This is a genomic window from Desulfuromonas acetoxidans DSM 684 (assembly GCF_000167355.1).
Taxonomy (GTDB): Bacteria; Desulfobacterota; Desulfuromonadia; order Desulfuromonadales; family Desulfuromonadaceae; genus Desulfuromonas; species Desulfuromonas acetoxidans.
Map to the genome: position 1 here is coordinate 84,841 of NZ_AAEW02000013.1, position 18,067 is coordinate 102,907.

Below are 18,067 nucleotides of genomic sequence, written 5' to 3' on the forward strand. Positions count from 1 at the left end.
TTCGTTTTATTGCTCACGCGCTGAATTTTTTGATAAAACCATCCGTGGAAGCCTTCTTTTTCAAATCCTGCTTCAGGGTTTCAGCTTCCGCCTTGGTCGCCACCGGGCCAACCAGCACCCGGTACCAGAGACCTTTTTCACCGAGATCGGCCTGACGCACCACGACCGGAAAGTCCTTACCTAGCTTGGAACTCATCGTCTCAGCATCCTGACGGTGCTTGAATGATGCCACCTGAACCACATATCCGGTTGCGGTGGTAACAACAGTTGTCGCCGCTTGCGGCTTCTCCACGACCGGCGCAGTCACCACCGGCTTAGCAGGCAAAGGGACTTTCACTGGAGCCGTAGCCGTAATCGGCTCGGCAGCCGCAGTTGCCTGCTCAGCAGCGGTCTGTTCGGCACCATGATTAATTCCGCTACCTAAAGGCATCTGCTCAACCGGTGGCAGCAACTCTCGCAAGGGATCGTTCGACGCTGGTTGTTCCGTGACCTGAGAGGCTTTTTCGTCGCCGACTTCCGCCATCGCCGACTGTTCGGATGATGGAGCGGGCTGCGCTTGCGGTGCGACGGTTCTCGGTTGCGGCGGCAGCGGGACCGTTTGAATCTGGGTTGTTTCCACAACGGGTTTACCGCTTTTGCCAACCATCAACCCCAGGGAGAAACTGACCAGACACAGGACCACGACCAGAACCAGAACAGTGATAAAACGACGGCCGTTGGCCTTTGGTTCACGCCGACTGTAATCCACTTGAGACATCACGTACCTCCGAGTTACTTACATTTTTTCCGGGGCGGAAACCCCGAGAACAGTGAGGGCACTAGACACCACTTGTTTAACAGCATTGACCAGATACAACCGCGCCTGGCTGACATCCACATCATCAACAATCACCCGATGCTGATTATAGTAGCTGTGGAATTGGGCTGCCAGTTCCTGAAGGTAAAAGGTGATCTTATGAGGTTCATAGTTCAACGCCGCTGAAGCAACTACCTCCGGATAGCGTGACATCATTTTAGTCAACTGTAACTCTTCAGGCAGGGTCAAAGCTTCCAGCTTAACCTCATCGCCACCAAGCAGTGCAACACCACTCTCTTCAGCATTACGATTAATACTGCACACGCGAGCATGGGCATACTGAACATAATAAACCGGATTTTCGGTGCTCTGTTTTTTTGCCAGTTCAAGATCAAAATCGAGCTGACTGTCGGAGCGACGCATCAGAAAGAAGAACCGACAGGCATCCCTGCCAACTTCATCCACCACCTCTTTGAGGGTGACAAATTTTCCAGCTCGGGTACTCATGGCAATCTGTTCGCCTTCGCGCAACAGGTTGACCAATTGCACCAGAATGATCTGCAGATCTTCGGGATTGCGTCCTAAGGCGGCGAGAACCGCCTTCATCCGCGGCACATAACCGTGATGGTCAGCGCCCCACACGTCAATAACGATATCGAAACCGCGCTGATATTTTTCCCGGTGATAGGCAACATCCGAAGCAAAATAAGTGGTGGCCCCGTTGGAACGGATCAGCACCCGATCTTTGTCATCACCGAAATCCGTGGTACGGAACCAGATGGCACCATCCTGTTCGTACGTGTAGCCATCACGGGTCAGAGCATCGATACCCTGCTTGACCAGATCACGATCATAGAGGGTCTGTTCGCTGTACCAGTTATCAAAGCGAATACCGAATTGTTGCAGATCAGCGTCAATCCCCTGGCGAATCGCCTCACCGCCCTCGCGAGAAAACCAGGCGATGGCGTCAGCTTCTTCCATATCGAGAAAACGCCGTCCTTCACCATCGAGAACCTGCTGGGCATAGTCGCGAATATAATCACCCTGATAGCAATCTTCAGGAAAATCAACTTCCTGCCCCTGCAATTGGCAATAGCGCAAATAGATGGAACGACCTAGCGTGTCCATCTGATTACCGGCATCGTTGATGTAGTATTCACGCTGCACCTCGAACCCAGCTTCCTGAAGGACCGAGGCGACGGCATCACCGGTGGCCGCGCCACGGCCATGACCGATATGCAGAGGGCCGGTGGGATTGGCACTGACAAATTCGACCTGGACCCGTTTACCAGCACCGACATCGCATTTACCGAAACCGGCTCCCTGGGCATAAATCTGCTTCAACGCTTCATGCCAGCAGGACGCACTGAGAAAAAAGTTGATAAATCCGGGGCCGGCAATTTCAACCCGGTCCCAGAGTCCCTGTTGTTCCTTTAATTGCGCAACAAGAATTTCAGCAATCTGTCGGGGCGCTTTTTTCTCTGTGCGCGCCATGAGCATAGCGGCATTGACAGCAAAATCGCCATGGTCACTGCGGTTGGGCACCTCAATGGCAAAATCGGGAATTTCATTACTGATCAGCGTCTCGGCATCGAAGCATTGACGCAATGCCAACGCAACCGCTTCTTTCAAACGTGTTTTCATTGATCCATTACTCTTCGTAGGCAAACCCGGTTTTTATTCCGGAAAAACTCTTGGGCCTCAGCGGATTCCATGGTTTGAAATCCCTGATAAACAAAATAGGGGACCAAACGTCCCCTATACAAATTCAGTCAGAACCGCTTCGCCGGGTTGGCGAAAAAGCGGGTTCACGACGGTCTCTTAATGCGTTGACGGAGAGAATTGGTAAATAATTTCTCCATCGCGTACCAGATTGAAGGTGCTGCGTGCCACCTGTTCCATATAGCGCTCATCATGACTGAGCGAGTCAATCTCGTTACGCAGTCGCGTATTCGCCTGCTGCAGTTGTTCATAACGCGCCAACAATTGGGCTTGGTGCTGCTGAACCTGATGCAAACGCAATGCTCCCTTTTCGCCAAACAAAGCGAACCCGAGCCCTACTACTGCCACGGCAATCAACAAGAAAGACCGTGATTGAGTGAGATTTTTTTTCGACTCTGTGGCCGGCGCTGAGGTCATCGTTGAGGGTTCCAGCGAGCAGCAAGAAAGACAGTTTACACACAATCCGATAATCCCAGTAGTTTAAGACATCCTTTATGTTTGTTCAACCGTTTATTCCGGCCAAAACAACTGCCAGAAAAAAGCACGATGGTTGCAGACAAAACACAACTCCCTCACGCCGTCGAAAGCTCAACAGAGATTGATTCTCCCTGAAAAAAAAACTATCCTAAAGGGAGTGGCGTCAAAACCATCTGCGCCATTTAGCAACACCTTTTACAACAAACAAAGATCATGAGTGGGCGGTCAAAAAACGGTCAGCCTTTTTGGGTGGGTGAATAAAATCAAACCGAAGCCGTTCAACGTTTGATTTCATCCACAAATAAATGCGACCATCCCTGCCTGCAATTAAAACGAAACTGAGGACGCCATGGCTCCACCCACACAGACCACACCGGAAGGCGAGGTTTTATCAAAAGAACAAACAGCTCGTCCACCACGCTACAATGTGATCATGCACAACGATGATTACACGACCATGGAATTTGTGGTTGAGGTGTTGGAGAATATCTATCGCAAACAACCGGCGGAAGCCACCCGTATCATGCTGGCCATCCACCATGAAGGGCTGGCGGTCTGCGGCAATTACCCCTTCGAGATTGCTGAGACCAAAGTCGAACAGACCCACCGCCGAGCACGCAGCGCCGGACACCCACTGCGCTGTTCCATTGAAGAGGCTTGAAAGGATTCTGAGTCGTGACATTCAGTAAAGAAGTTCAGATTATATTTTCCCTGGCAGTACAGGAAGCTCAACGCCGCCACCACGAGTATCTGACGACCGAACATATCCTCTACGCCATGCTCTACAGCGATGATTCACAAAAAATCATCATCAACTGCGGTGGCGATGTCGATCGAATCCGCCTGGACCTTGACCAGTACTTTGACGCGGAGATGGAGACGGTCCCGGAGGATGAACAGCAAGTTCCCGAACAAACCGCTGCGCTGCAACGGGTGCTGCAGCATGCCGTCACGCATTGCAGTGCCGCCGGAAAAGATGAGGTCAACACCAGCGACATTCTGGTCTCCATCCTCAGTGAAGACAAAAACCACTCCACCCAACTGTTGTCGACCATGGGTATTGAACGCCTTGATGTGCTTAATTACATCTCCCACGGTATCGGCAGCCAGGGAAATAAGCCATCTTCACCAAAAACGAAGGACGCGCCCGAGAAAAAAGAGAAAGGTGCGCGCAAGAAAACTGCTCTGGAGAATTACACCGTCGATTTGCGCCAACGGGTGCGCGACGGCAAAATCGATCCACTCATTGGTCGCAAAAACGAGCTGCAGCGCACCATGCAGGTGCTGTGTCGCCGCCGAAAAAATAATCCGATTCTGGTCGGTGAACCGGGCACGGGCAAAACCGCCTTGGCCGAAGGTCTGGCCACTCTGTTTGAGGAAGACAGCGCCCCGGCAATCCTTAAAGACAGCCAGATCTATTCTCTGGACATGGGAGCTCTACTGGCCGGCACCAAATACCGTGGCGATTTCGAAGAACGCCTTAAGGCGGTTCTCAATGAATTAACCGAACAGGAGCAACCAATTCTGTTCATCGATGAGATCCACACCATCATCGGTGCCGGCTCCACATCCGGGGGGTCCATGGATGCCTCCAACATCCTAAAACCGATGCTCGCGTCCGGCGACATCCGCTGCATCGGTGCCACAACCTATGATGAGTACAAGACCCTGTTTGAAAAAGATCGAGCTCTGTCGCGACGCTTCCAAAAAATTGACGTCCATGAACCGAGTGTTGATGAGACAGTAGCCATTCTCCAGGGTCTGCGCAGCCACTACGAACAGTTTCACAACATCCGCTACAGCGATGAGGTGTTGCAAGCGGCAGCGGAGCTGTCGAATCGCTACCTGACCCATCGCCATTTGCCGGACAAGGCCATCGATCTGATCGACGAAATCGGTGCGCGGTTACGCACCCAGGGCAGCCGGCGACAAACCATCCAGGTTAAGGATATCGAAACCATTGTCGCCGAGATGGCCCAGATCCCGACACGCTCCGTCTCCCGCGATGATCGCAAGCAACTGAAACATCTGGAACGCAAACTCAGGCAGCAGGTATTTGGCCAGGACCCGGCAATTCATCAGGTGGTCCGCTCGATCCTGCGTGCTCGAGCCGGACTCGGCCACCCCGAACACCCCATCGGCTCATTCCTGTTTGCCGGTCCCACCGGTGTCGGCAAAACCGAGGTCGCTCGTCAACTGGCTCAACAGCTCGGGGTCGCTTTTACCCGCTTTGACATGAGCGAGTATATGGAGAAACACTCGGTGGCCCGGCTGATCGGCGCCCCACCGGGCTATGTCGGTTTTGATCAGGGCGGCTTGCTCACCGATGCCGTGATCAAAAAACCGCACACGGTACTACTGCTTGATGAGATCGAAAAAGCGCATCCCGATCTGTTCAACATCCTGCTGCAGATCATGGATCACGGCAGCTTGACCGACAACAATGGCAAAGTGGCGGATTTTCGCAATGTCATCCTGATCATGACCAGCAACGCTGGCGCTCGCGAATTGAGCACCACGCCAATCGGCTTTAATGCCGCCGGAACCGGCAGCCCGGATCAGGCTCTGGTAAAGGCCTTTTCTCCGGAATTTCGCAACCGCCTCGACGCGACAATCGTCTTTAGCGCGCTGCAACCAGAAGCTATTGACAGTATCGTCACGAAATTCATTGGTGAGGTACGCCAGCGTCTGGCGGAAAACCTGGTCACCCTGAAGATCAGCAGCGCGACGCGGCGTTATCTGGCGCGTAAAGGGTTTGACCCGGCTTACGGCGCGCGCCCGCTGGGTCGATTGATTCAGGAAAAGATCAGCGATCCGCTTTCCGACGCGATTCTTTTTGGTGAACTCAGCCACGGCGGCACAGTGCACATCGGCTGCCGCAACGAGACCCTGACGTTCCGTTTTGAGCCTCGGGACACAGACAAGGTGACAAGCGACTGATGACCATTTTTGCCTTGGGAGACGAGCTGGTTTTCCCAGCCCCGCGTCTGGCGGAAGATACCGGACTCCTAGCGGTGGGTGGCGACCTGCAGCCGGCCCGTCTGCTCCTGGCTTACAGTTGTGGCATCTTTCCCTGGAACCACCCCGAAGATCCCCTGCTATGGTGGTCACCGGACCCCCGCTGCATCCTCGAACCGCGCGACCTGCACATCGCCCGACGGCTGGCTAAAAAGCAGCGCCAGGGGCACTTTACCCTCACCTTCGATCGCGATTTTGAAACCTGCATCCACCACTGCGCGACAGCGGATGAGCGCGGCGAATCAACCTGGATCAGCCCGGAGATCATGTCAGCCTATATCGAACTTCATCGTCTCGGCTATGCCCATTCCGTGGAATGCTGGCTTGAGGGCGAGATGGTCGGAGGGCTTTACGGTCTCGCCATCGGTCGTTGTTTTTGCGGTGAATCCATGTTCCATCGCGTAACGGACGCATCAAAGCTGGCTTTTATCGCTCTGGTTCAAGCCCTGTGCCCGCTGGGCTATCGGATGATCGACTGCCAATTGCCCACCGAACACCTGCATTCGCTGGGGGCTAAAGATATCAGTCGTGATGATTTTCTCTCCAGATTGGATCAGTGCGAACTGTGGGAGAACGGTCTGGTGGTGCCGGGACGCTTTCCGTTCACGCCACCGGATCACGTCCGTACAGACATCAAAAGGTAGGATAACGCAAGACTAGCGCCATTTTTTCCAAGGATCTTCAAAATGTTGATTGTGGAAGCGCTGCTCGCGCAACCAAGTGTCAACCTCAGCATTTGTCATCCGCCCCTGCTCGACAAAATACTGGCCATAACGTTTCTGCAGTTGGCGCTGATAGCGCAGCAAGACCTGAACCTGAAACTGGGTCAGGTAACCAAGCTCCACCGCCCGGGTTCCAAACCGCCCGCGCCGACCATGATAGCTGTTGATCCTTTTAACATCTTCAGCACTCAACCAGCCCCAACGCTCAGCAAGATCACCGAGGACGGGCCGCTGACGACGTTGCCAGACCAGTGCTTCAATCATCTCGGAATAACTGATAATGCCGCGATAATACAGATAGAGTCCCAACTCAAGATGGCGACGAGGCAATTCATAACTGCTTGAGGTACTATCGGATTCTGTTGCAGGCTGCTGCCAGGATGAAGAACGTGAGGAGTGACTCCGGGAATTAAAACCGGCCTGCTGATCAGCCGGGCACCACAGGCGTTTGATGGGGTCGGCCGTGAAGGACTGCAGCAGTTGATACGCTTCACTGACGTCGCGAAATAGCTCAGTCTGCTGCTCATACTCATGCGGTTCAGCATCCACCAGGCGGTCCGGGTGGGTCTCTTTGGCACGCTGCCGGTAAGCTGTTTTCACTCCACTGGGCTGAATATAAAACAGAAAGTCACGATTCAACTGCAGATCGGATCCAAATAAGACCCGGCAGGCTTCGAGCAGCTCTGTTTCGGCAAACAATGACATAGACAATCCCAGCGAAAAAACCACGCAATCCAAACAACATCCGAGCGATTTTCGTCATTATACTGGAACCACCGCAGAAGCAAAGTTTAAAATCGGTTATTCCGCAAGAGCCTCCCTGTCCTGCCCCTCAATCTCAGCCCGTTCCGCGCAATAATGGACAACAAACTGCTCGGCACTCAAAGCACTGAAACCGCGCCCCTGATCCGCCCAGCGTAACGCCGTCTGCTGCGCCTCTGCCTCCAGCGGAGCACAGCCGTAACCTTGAGCCAATTGTTGAACGATCTGCAAAAACCCTCGTTCATCCTGCTTCGGCACATCAAGCCATAGACCAAAGTAGCGTTCCAGATCTCCCCCCTGAAGAGAGGCACCAGCTTCATCGGTCATGGTCGCATACAACCGCACATTGGCCGGACAGCCAACCAAGCCTCGATTGAGCAGAGCCAACAGAGATTGATATCCGGCAGGATTGGCCGCCGGATCAATATCTTCACACAGAACAATAAATTGCAGCGGTACATCCTGCAACCAGCGCACCAGAGCTTCAACATCCTGCAGATAAGCGGTGCGAAGTTCCACAACACGCAATCCCTCGGCGACAAATTGCGGCAGCAAGCCTCTCACCAGAGCGGTCTTCCCAACACCCCGCTCACCACGAATCAACACATGATGGGCCGGAAGCGCCTGAACAAAATGGGCCGTGTTCTTGACAATTGACGCCCGCTGAGGTTCCACACCAACTAAAGCCTCCAGCGGCACAAGGTCCACATCCAGCAAAGGGCGTAAACCATCGCCCTGCCAGTAAAAGGCCGCGGCTCTGGTAAATAGTTCGGTATCTATATTCTCCTCGGCAAAGCCGCTGGTCAAACGGGCTTCACCAAGATCAAGAAGCCGGTCGATCCGTTCGAGAAGATAATCCCAGTCAATTTCCAACTCACCAAAGGCCATAACCGTCCTCCCAACCATAGATGTCCGTCTTAAAACTGTGCCATCAGTCTACCCGATTCCCATCGCTCTTGCACCTGTCAGACGTGTACGCCACGCGAAAATATGCTATGGTTCACGATTCAATCCACGATTAAAAAGATGTCTGCACAGGAGAGTGATAATGAAAAACACCGAGGAACAATTTTACGCCATTGTCGCTCCCGGCTTTGAATCGGTTTGCGCGGACGAGCTGAAAAGCCGGTTACAGGTGCCGGTCTCCATCGAACACGGCGGCGTTACTTTTCACGGCAAGCTGCGTGAACTGTATCTGGCCAACCTCTGGTCACGCTGTGCCAGTCGGATTGTCGTGCGACTGGGGGATTTCAACTGTCGCGATTTTCCAACCTTATACCGCAAGGCGGTCCGTCTGCCATGGGGCCGGTTTCTCAAACCGGGCACCGCCATCGACGTACGAACCACCTGCCGACAATCGCGCCTCAACCACAGTGGCCGCATCGGTCAAACCATCAGTGAGGCGATCGGCAAAGCCCTTGGAACACCGGTGTCGCAACAGGACACACCATTTCGTCAGCAGATCCTGGTCCGTCTCGACAACGATCACTGTCAGATCTCCATCGACAGCAGCGCAGAACGACTCCATCGCCGCGGTTATCGTCAACAAATGACACCGGCTCCGTTGCGCGAAACACTGGCTGCCGGCTGCCTGCTTCAATGTCACTGGAACGGCGACAGCGATTTTCTCGACGCACTGTGCGGTTCGGGGACACTGGCCATTGAAGCCGCCATGATTGCCGGCGAACTGGCTCCGGGCCGGCAGCGCGTGTTTGCCTTTCAACACTGGCCCGGTTATCGGGGAAACCTGTGGCAGTCCCTGCTGCACGAGGCAAAGCACCAGCAACGCACTCCATCTATCACCATTACCGCCAGCGATCAGGATGAGCAGGCCATTCACGCCGCCCGAACCAATGCCAAAGCTGCTGGTGTCGACCAATGGATCCATTTTGAACAATGTCCTTATCAACAGCAACACAGCTCCGGCCCTCAAGGTTTATGGTTGAGCAACCCCCCTTACGGGGAACGCCTGCAGCAATCACAAACCACACCACAACTGCTTCAAGCCCTCCACGCCCACTTCGATGCCAATTTTTCCGGATGGCATGGGGCGATGATTCTGCCTCACCCCCTGCGAGGAGTGCCGGCACCGCAACTGCAATTTCGCAATGGCGGCCTGCCGGTAGCACTCTATCCGTTACACCAACCCGCACCATAAAAAAAACGCCCCTGTCGACTGTGACAGGGGCGTTTTTTTACAACTGGGCAATCAGGATCACTCGGTACCGAGGCTGGCACCAATCTGTCCGACGGAGCCGATGCCACTCAAAGCAAAGCTGAACATGATTTCATGGTCTTCGATGCGGTCCCGATAACTGACGAACACGCTCCAGCATTGGGAACGATATTCCACGGCGACCATATTTTCCAAACGATGGTTTTCCACCAGATCGTGACGGTACTCGTAGGTCACAAACAGCGGATCAAGCCAGTCAACCGCCAGAGTCGTGGCCAAGTATTCTGAATCATCTTCTTTGTAACGGTAAGAGGCGGTATAGCGGTGATCATCGCTGTAACGGGCACCAAATTCGGCCGTAAATTTACTCAATTCATTGCGATGGGGATCGTAATAGCTATCAACATCAAACGTCCAAAGGGTGCTCGGGCGCACAATCAGCTCACCCCGGATATCGGAAAAACGATCTTCGTCTTCCTTCTCTTCACGATCACGGCGACTCAGCCAGATATCATAGGTTTGAGACAGACGGAAATAAACCAGTTCAAGGTAGGTCGGTGACCCGTTTTCCGAATCAAACCGCCCCACCAGGCGATTGACTAACGCATATTCCACTTCGTTGGCGTTGTCGATGCGGTCGGCACTGTCAAAATAGGGCAGGTCGTCCTGTTTTTTGTTCGGCGTATAATAATAGGTGACTTCCGGTTCAACACTGTGCTTAAGCTTGGTCAGCCCTGTGGTTGCGCCCAACGTAAAAATGCGTGAAACGCGGGTGGAAACACGTGTGGAAAAATCCATATTTTCCGCATGTTCAAAGCCAGGCCCCTCGCTGGAGGTCCAGTAGAGTCGCTCGCGATAACCGATTTCCGGTTCAATTTCGGCAACCATTCCCGGCTGGAAAATTGCGGAGAGAGCCGGGCGAATATCCATCCGCTCTCCCTTGAGACCTTCACGCCGCCAGAAATAGGTTGAGGTTGCATCAAGCTTGGCATAAAACGGCGTCTGACCGATACGGGTGCGGTTGTAATCGAGCTGAATCTCCGGCAGTCGCTGGAGAGTATGATCATTGTCCGCGTTCTCTTCGAGATCTTTGGTATAAAGCAGCTCAGCGGTCATGTTCCAGTTGCCCCACTGACGACTCAGTGCGACGGTGGATTCCACCTCATCCTTATCATACTCTTCGGCTACGGTGCCAAAATCCTCAAAGTACTCACGATCACTGACATATTCAACATCGGCACTGAACCGGAATTGCCCCGGCAATGTACCGAGATGTTCCCATCGGTAAGCAAAGCGGTCATCCAGATCGGCATAGCCTGAATCGCCATAGCCGGAAATATAATAGAGATCGGCTTCACCTTCATTGTCATCGCCAAAGATATAACGATAGTTCAAACCGGTGCCGATGCCCATATCGGAGAAATAATCAACATACAGAGTGGCGTCCATATTACGGGCCAACACCTGATAATAGGCCAGAGACAACTGCATGCCCCGTTCTCTGGAATAACCAAAACCGGGCATCAAAAAGCCGGACTCACGCTCCACTTTAACCGGATAAGCCAGATAGGGGGTGTACAGCACCGGAATATCATGGAGATAAAACGTCACATGTTTGGCTTTGGCATAACCACCAACGGTGACATTCACCTCTTTGGCGGCAAATTTCCACGCCGGCACATCACCATCACACGTGGTGAAAGAACCGTTACGGATGCGATATTTCTGGTCACCGAGTTTACTGATCTCCTCCCCGGCAAGGTGGAAATTGTAGGAGGAGATAAAACCGCGTGCCTGCTGAGCCGTACCGACGCTGGTACGGATGTTAACGTCCATCTGCTGGCCTTGCAATTGGCCATCGACATCACGCAGATCAACATTTCCTTCAGCTTCAGCATCACCGGTTTTGGTGTTGTAGCGGACCTTATCGGCAAACAGTTGCGTTGTACCCTGCTGGAGATCAACTTTGCCCACAGCCGTATAAGTGGACGTGGCCTTGTCATAGTCGAGAGAATCGGCCTGTAGGGAAACCGGTTCATCACTTTCGCCCGGCGTTGCCGCCATGGTCGTGCCTCCCACAACAGAGAATAACAGCACAACCAGCCACGCAGAACATCGCATCCAAACTTTACCCGTCACAGTTTGCCTCATCCATTTCTTCCAAGTTACATGTTGATATCAACCAGTCTCGACAGGCAGCAACCAAAAACAGAGAACCTGCCACGACAACGAGGTCGTGATCCCCACACTGCTGTAACGCCGCCTCCAGCGCAACTGTCGGGGAGTCCCAGGCAGAGGCCTCGCAACCATGTTGCTGAAGATGGACCACCACATTTTCTCTCGGATACGCCTGTTCTGTCGGTGGCTCAACGCAATAAGCCTGTACGACAAACGGCAATAAAGAGGACACAACAGCCTCCATATCCTTGTCCGCCTTAAACCCCGCCACCCAGTGAATCCGCTGCACATTGCAACCACGCAAGTAATCAGCTAACGCGTGGGCTCCAGAAGCATTGTGCGCGCCATCGAGAAGAATGCGCTCCCCAACCCACTCCAGACGTCCGGGCCAGCGGGTATCCGCTACGGCCTCTCGCACAACCTGCTGTGTAACCTGCCAGCCCTGCTCAGCCAAGTGCGTCACGACCATCAACGCTACCGCAAGGTTATCGTACTGATGGCGCCCCGGTAATGACGGTTGCAGTTCTGACCAGCAGAGAGCGCCAGTCGTCACCCGGCAACCGCTTGTAGTTTTTTCCACCGAAAAATCACGCCCGAAGCACAAACAGGGCGCAGCCATCTCCTTTGCTCGGGCAGAGAGAACAGCCATTGCAGCCTTATCTTGAGGACCAATTACCACAGGAACCCCCGGTTTAATGATCCCACCCTTTTCCGCTGCGATCTCGGCCAAGCTGCCACCAAGATAATCGCCATGGTCATCGCTGACCGGAGTGATCACCGAAACAAGGGGCGCAACCACATTGGTGGCATCAAGACGTCCACCCATGCCCACCTCAAGAATCACCAGATCAACATTTTGCCGGGCAAAATAAAGAAGTGCCAACGCCGTCGTAAATTCAAAAAACGTCGCTGGCACCTCAGAATTTTTTTGGCGAAGCTCATCAACCAGTGCGACCAGATCATGATCATCGATCGGCTGGCCGTTTACCCGAATGCGTTCATTGAAACGATGCAGATGAGGCGATGTGTAGACGCCAACCTGATAACCCGCCTGCCGGTAAATCCGACCGAGAAACGCACAGACCGACCCTTTGCCGTTGGTTCCGGCAACATGAACAATCCCGTAGTTGCGTTGGGGTTGCCCGACGGAATCAACCAGGGTCTGGATATTCTCCAGCCCCAGTTTTATCCCGAACATCTGGAGCCCGTAGAGGAACTCCAAGGCCGCGTCGGGCGTGTTCATCAGCTTTTGGTGAAGATACGCAGCACTTGAGACAAGCGCTGTTTCATCTCCTGACGGCGGACGATCATATCGATCATGCCGTGCTCAAGCAGATACTCGGAGCGCTGGAACCCTTCAGGCAGTTTCTGGCGGATGGTCTGTTCGATAACACGAGGTCCGGCAAAGCCGATCAGGGCACGCGGTTCCGTCATATTGATATCACCGAGCATGGCGAAGCTGGCGGTCACACCACCGGTGGTCGGATCAGTCAACACCGAGATAAACGGTATTCCTGCCGCCTTGAGTTTGGCCAGCGCCGCACTGGTTTTGGCCATCTGCATCAGCGACAGAATACTCTCCTGCATGCGGGCACCACCACTGCAGGAAAACACAATCACCGGCGTGTTTGTTTCCAGGCCCTTTTCAATGGCGCGGGTGATTTTCTCCCCGACCACAGAGCCCATGCTGCCACCCATGAAGCTGAAATCAAACACCGACACGACAACGGGCAAGCCGTCAATGGTCCCTTCACCGCAGACCACGGCATCACCGCCACCGGCTTTGGTCACCGACGCTTTGATACGATCTTTGTATTTTTTGGAATCTTTAAAGTCGAGAAAGTCGACCGATTCCAGTGCCGCATCCATTTCCACAAACGAGTTTTTGTCCAGAACCAGATCAATACGGGCACGGGCACTGATGCGGAAGTGATAATCACATTTGGGGCAAACATTCAGATTACGCTCAATTTCCTTGGCGTAGATGATTTCAGAGCAATTTTTACATTTAGTCCACAAGCCCTCTGGCATCTGGACGGTCTTTTTTTCAACAGGCGCGATAGGCGCTTTTTTTCGGCTGAACCAGGACATGAGTTACCTCATTGTAAATCGGTTGCACGGCTCACACCCTGTTTGAGCTCCGCCACAAAACGGCGAACCTCCTCCTGCAAACGGGGCGACTCTGCGTGCTGTTGAATAACTTTGACCAAAGCGCTTCCCACCACGACGGCATCCGAGAAACGCGCGATTGCAGCAGCATCCTGTTCGGTGGTAATGCCGAAGCCAACGGCAACCGGAACAGGGCTGAGCTCTCGAAGCTGCACCACTTGTGATTCAATGGCAGAGCCATCCACCTTACTGGTTCCTGTCACTCCGGTCATCGACACATAGTACACAAAGCCCTGAGCTTGTTTAAGAAGCTGGGCGGCACGATCCGGCGGTGTTGTCGGAGCTAAGAGGGTGATCAGGTGAATCCCCTTGGGCTTCAAGTGGATGTGCAATTCCTCCCGTTCCTCTGACGGCAAATCGACCAACAACAGCCCATCAACGCCAGCTTGAGCAGCTCGGGCGGCAAACCGCTCGAGCCCATAACAGAATACGGGATTATAATAGCCCATCAACACGATCGGCACCTGGCTGAATGAGCGAACCCGTTCAACCAGATCGAGAACTGAATCGAGAGTGGCCCCCGCAGCCAGTGCCCGCTCGGAAGCGGCCTGGATAGTCGGGCCATCGGCCATCGGATCGGAAAAAGGCACGCCCAGCTCAATGAGATCGGCTCCGGCGTCAACCAAGGTGGCGATGATCTTTTCCGTGGTGTCCATATTCGGATCACCGGCGGTAATAAATGGTATCAACGCTTTGTGGTTGTTTTGTTTCAGTTGTGCAAAAGTTTCTTCAATTCGACCCACGACACTCTCTCTTCTTCAGCTCAATTTTGCTAGTGTAGTTCAACGCTGTTAACGCTTTCAACCGTTTTCTAACAGCGTTTGCATTTTCGATAGCCTGGCCACATGGAACAGCTAGGCTTCAGCCAACTGACGCGCTCGGTTTAACACCTCTAAAAAAAGCGCTTCAGTCATTCGCCCGGTCTGCACGTTATAACGACTGGTGTGGTAACAGGCCAGCAGATATTGACCATTTGTCAGTTCAAAGCAGGCATTATGGGCAAAAGGAAAATCCGCCAGCCGCTTAATCATGCCCTGCTGTTTTAACAGATGTAACACACTGATAAAGGCATCGCGTCCCAAAGCCAGAATCACCCGAACCGATGTTAATTGCTTCCATTCACGCAGCAGATAATCGCGACACTGGTGAAATTCTTCAGCCAGCGGTTTGTTGCCCGGTGGAACACATTTGACGGCATTACTGATATACAAATCGTTGAGCCGCAGCCCATCATCACAGGATTCCGATTCTGCCTGATTGCTCAGCCCGGCCTGATACAGCAGGGGATACATAAAATCACCGGCACCGTCACCAGTGAACGGTCGTGCCGTACGATTGGCACCATGAGCACCAGGAGCTAACCCAACCAACCAGATGCGCGCATTGATATCGCCAAAGCCGGGCACGGGCCGATTCCAATAGTCATCACGCGACCGTCCCCCTTTGGGTGGAAGCGTCGCCAGATAATCCATCAAACGAGGACAGCGCTGGCAATCGATCAATTCCGGCAACAACGGATCATGTAGCGCCATCAGCTTTCCGTTGGTTTGGAGCCAGCAGGCTTGCGACGACGCGGCCGACGACGTTGTGGTTTATCACCCGATTTAGAGTGCCCCTTCGGAGCCCCTTTGCCGGGCGATTTACTGTGTGCAGGTGTCTTCTTATGTTTACGTGCCGGACGCTTGAACTTCCAGGTAAACAATTCTTCCGCCGGAACTTCGCTGGGTATGGAACTGCTGATATATTCTTCAATCGCCGGCAGGTGATAGACCAAATCTTCATCCGCCATCATAATCGCCAGACCGGAGGCTCCAGCTCGGGCGGTGCGGCCAATGCGATGGACATAGTCTTCCGGATCCTGAGGCACATCATAGTTGACGACATGGGTAACATCCTCAATATGGATTCCTCGTGAAGCAACATCCGTGGCCACCAGCACCTGAACCTTGCCCTCTTTAAATTCACTGAGGATACGCATTCGCTTGACCTGGGAAATATCGCCGGAGATCTGTGCGGCTTTGACGTCATTAGCCTGGAGAACCCGAGTGACATAATCGGTATCACGCTTGGTGTTGGCAAACACCATCACTCGTCCGTCTGCCATCCGCCCATTCAACAAACCAAGCAACAAAGGAATTTTTTCCTTGGCGCCAACATGGTACACGATCTGCTCAACACGCTCTGCAGTCACCTGCTCCGGCTCAATCTGCACCTTTTCCGCTTCGTTCATAAAATCGTAGGCCAGCTCCATGACCCGCGGTGACAGAGTCGCCGAAAACAGCATGGTCTGTCGTTTATCATAGGAGGGCAAGCGGCGCAAAATGAAACGCAGATCACTGATAAAGCCCATATCAAACATGCGGTCGGCTTCATCAATCACCAGCACTTCAATACGTTTGAAGGAGAAAACCTTTTGCTTGGCATAATCGATCAAACGTCCCGGCGTGGCCACAACAATGTCCACCCCTTTGCCAAACGCCTGGCGCTGACGGTCATAATCCACCCCGCCATATACCGGATGAATGGTTAATGGCGAATCCGGCACCAGCCCCTTGGCATCTTCACAGATCTGCACCACCAGCTCACGGGTTGGCGCCATAATCAACGCACGTGGATTCTCTGACGTCGGTTGCGGGTTGTTGAGCAGGCGGGTATAGAGGGCAATCAGAAAAGCGGCTGTTTTACCGGTTCCAGTCTGGGCCTGGGCAGCGATATCGCGACCATTCAAGGCAAGCGGAATGGCCTGCTCTTGCACCGGGGTCAGTTCGGAAAAACCGAGCTGCACCACTCCCTGCTGAACCAGTTCGGGAAGATTGAGGGTATCAAAACGCATAAGACTCCTTGTCGTTACAACTGCACGCCGAACGCTTCAGCGACGGTATGCATATCTTTGTCACCACGACCGGACAGGTTCATGATGATAATCTGCTCTTTGCTCATGGTTGGTGCCAACTTGATCACCTGGGCCACGGCATGGGCACTCTCCAACGCGGGGATAATCCCTTCGAGTTGGGTCAATTTTTTAAAACCTTCCAAAGCCTCATCATCACTGATGGCCATATATTCGGCTCGCTTGATATCATGCAGCAGGGCATGCTCCGGACCGACACCGGGATAATCCAGCCCTGCGGAAATGGAGTGCGCATGATTGATCTGGCCATCGTCGTCTTGAAGCAGGAAAGTTTTATTACCATGCAGCACGCCAACTTTCCCGGCGCTGATGCTGGCAGCATGCTTGTCGGTATCCACTCCCAACCCGGCGGCTTCGACCCCCATCAGACGCACAGTTTCATCATCAATGAACGGATAAAAAATCCCCATGGCATTGGACCCGCCACCGATACAGGCGACCACGGCATCGGGCAGTTTCCCTTCAGCGCTCAGGATTTGTTCACGCGCCTCACGACCGATCACCGCCTGAAAATCACGGACCAGTTGCGGATAGGGATGAGGTCCGGCCACGGTTCCAATAACATAGAACGTATCTCGGACATGCGTTACCCAGTGACGCAACGCATCGTTCATGGCATCCTTCAGAGTGGCCGTGCCACTTGTAACACCATGCACTTTGGCGCCAAGCAGTTTCATGCGGAAGACATTCAGCGACTGGCGACGGATATCCTCCGTGCCCATAAAAACCTCACATTCGAGCCCAAAGCGCGCCGCCACCGTAGCCGTCGCCACGCCGTGTTGACCTGCACCGGTCTCGGCAATCACCTTCTTTTTTCCCATTCGCTTAGCCAGCAGCACCTGGCCAACAGTATTATTGACCTTATGAGCACCGGTGTGATTCAGATCTTCGCGCTTCAGATAAATCTTAGCGCCACCAAGATGCTCGGTCAATCGCTCGGCATAATAGAGCGGACTGGGGCGACCAACATAGTGGTTGAGATAATAGTGGAACTCTTTGTCAAACTCAGGATCAGCGATGGCTTCCTTATAGGCCTGTTCCAGCTCCAGCAGGGCCGGCATCAGGGTTTCCGCCACATAGCGTCCGCCAAACTGGCCAAAATGACCTCTTGGATCCGGGTATGAATACATCGACAT

General features: G+C 53.5%; 16 protein-coding genes. 4 read left to right on the forward strand and 12 right to left on the reverse strand.

Features of this window, described 5'->3' with window-relative positions; all coding sequences use genetic code 11:
• Positions 1-13: 13 nt before the first annotated feature.
• The 3 genes from DACE_RS11645 to DACE_RS11655 form a co-directional block, all read right to left on the reverse strand.
• Entirely contained in the window at positions 14-757 is a 744-nt protein-coding gene (locus DACE_RS11645; RefSeq protein WP_006001450.1) for an SPOR domain-containing protein, read from the reverse strand.
• Positions 758-775: 18 nt separating this feature from the next.
• Positions 776-2,440, reverse strand: a complete 1,665-nt coding sequence (gene argS, locus DACE_RS11650; RefSeq protein WP_006001452.1) for an arginine--tRNA ligase — start codon at positions 2,438-2,440, stop codon at positions 776-778.
• Positions 2,441-2,617: 177 nt separating this feature from the next.
• On the reverse strand, positions 2,618-2,935 hold the full coding sequence (locus DACE_RS11655) for an FtsB family cell division protein (protein WP_006001454.1): 318 nt from the start codon (positions 2,933-2,935) through the stop codon (positions 2,618-2,620).
• Between the two features lie 409 nt (positions 2,936-3,344).
• On the opposite strand from DACE_RS11655, the gene clpS reads away from it, so the two are divergent.
• Genes clpS through aat form a run of 3 tightly spaced genes read left to right on the forward strand, consistent with a single transcriptional unit; the run spans position 3,345 to position 6,657 of the window.
• Positions 3,345-3,656, forward strand: a complete 312-nt coding sequence (gene clpS / locus DACE_RS11660) for an ATP-dependent Clp protease adapter ClpS (RefSeq protein WP_006001457.1) — start codon at positions 3,345-3,347, stop codon at positions 3,654-3,656.
• 14 nt (positions 3,657-3,670) lie between these two features.
• On the forward strand, positions 3,671-5,935 hold the full coding sequence (gene clpA, locus DACE_RS11665; protein WP_006001458.1) for an ATP-dependent Clp protease ATP-binding subunit ClpA: 2,265 nt from the start codon (positions 3,671-3,673) through the stop codon (positions 5,933-5,935).
• Positions 5,935-6,657 carry a leucyl/phenylalanyl-tRNA--protein transferase gene (gene aat / locus DACE_RS11670; protein WP_006001460.1) on the forward strand — a complete coding sequence of 241 codons (723 nt, stop codon included), beginning with the start codon at positions 5,935-5,937 and terminating at the stop codon, positions 6,655-6,657. The genes clpA and aat overlap by 1 nt, the downstream gene beginning before the upstream one ends.
• Before the next feature lie 12 nt (positions 6,658-6,669).
• Here the strand turns inward: aat and DACE_RS11675 are convergent, their stop codons facing one another.
• Positions 6,670-7,440, reverse strand: a complete 771-nt coding sequence (locus tag DACE_RS11675) for a DnaJ domain-containing protein (RefSeq protein ID WP_006001463.1) — start codon at positions 7,438-7,440, stop codon at positions 6,670-6,672.
• A gap of 96 nt (positions 7,441-7,536) precedes the next feature.
• Positions 7,537-8,385, reverse strand: a complete 849-nt coding sequence (locus tag DACE_RS11680; protein ID WP_006001464.1) for a DUF815 domain-containing protein — start codon at positions 8,383-8,385, stop codon at positions 7,537-7,539.
• Positions 8,386-8,545: 160 nt separating this feature from the next.
• Between DACE_RS11680 and DACE_RS11685 the strand changes: the two genes are divergently transcribed.
• Positions 8,546-9,655: a THUMP domain-containing class I SAM-dependent RNA methyltransferase gene (locus DACE_RS11685; protein WP_006001467.1), complete on the forward strand. Its 1,110-nt coding sequence runs from the start codon at positions 8,546-8,548 to the stop codon at positions 9,653-9,655.
• A 57-nt stretch (positions 9,656-9,712) separates the two neighbouring features.
• On the opposite strand, the gene DACE_RS11690 is transcribed toward DACE_RS11685, so the two are convergent.
• The 7 genes from DACE_RS11690 to trpB form a co-directional block, all read right to left on the reverse strand.
• Complete coding sequence (locus tag DACE_RS11690) at positions 9,713-11,737, reverse strand: LPS-assembly protein LptD (protein WP_162013606.1); 2,025 nt, start codon at positions 11,735-11,737, stop codon at positions 9,713-9,715.
• Between the two features lie 64 nt (positions 11,738-11,801).
• Entirely contained in the window at positions 11,802-13,094 is a 1,293-nt protein-coding gene (locus DACE_RS11695) for a bifunctional folylpolyglutamate synthase/dihydrofolate synthase (RefSeq protein WP_006001472.1), read from the reverse strand.
• Positions 13,094-13,942: an acetyl-CoA carboxylase, carboxyltransferase subunit beta gene (gene accD, locus DACE_RS11700; protein WP_006001474.1), complete on the reverse strand. Its 849-nt coding sequence runs from the start codon at positions 13,940-13,942 to the stop codon at positions 13,094-13,096. The genes DACE_RS11695 and accD overlap by 1 nt, the downstream gene beginning before the upstream one ends.
• A gap of 8 nt (positions 13,943-13,950) precedes the next feature.
• Positions 13,951-14,763 (reverse strand): tryptophan synthase subunit alpha, encoded by an 813-nt coding sequence (trpA, locus tag DACE_RS11705; RefSeq protein ID WP_006001476.1) that lies wholly within the window; start codon positions 14,761-14,763, stop codon positions 13,951-13,953.
• 111 nt (positions 14,764-14,874) lie between these two features.
• The gene (locus DACE_RS11710) at positions 14,875-15,552 is read right to left on the reverse strand and encodes a uracil-DNA glycosylase (RefSeq protein WP_006001477.1); all 678 of its coding nucleotides are present in this window, start codon (positions 15,550-15,552) and stop codon (positions 14,875-14,877) included.
• The gene (locus tag DACE_RS11715; RefSeq protein WP_006001479.1) at positions 15,552-16,853 is read right to left on the reverse strand and encodes a DEAD/DEAH box helicase; all 1,302 of its coding nucleotides are present in this window, start codon (positions 16,851-16,853) and stop codon (positions 15,552-15,554) included. Before DACE_RS11715 ends, DACE_RS11710 begins: the two co-directional genes overlap by 1 nt.
• A 14-nt stretch (positions 16,854-16,867) precedes the next feature.
• Positions 16,868-18,067 carry a tryptophan synthase subunit beta gene (trpB, locus tag DACE_RS11720; RefSeq protein WP_006001481.1) on the reverse strand — a complete coding sequence of 400 codons (1,200 nt, stop codon included), beginning with the start codon at positions 18,065-18,067 and terminating at the stop codon, positions 16,868-16,870.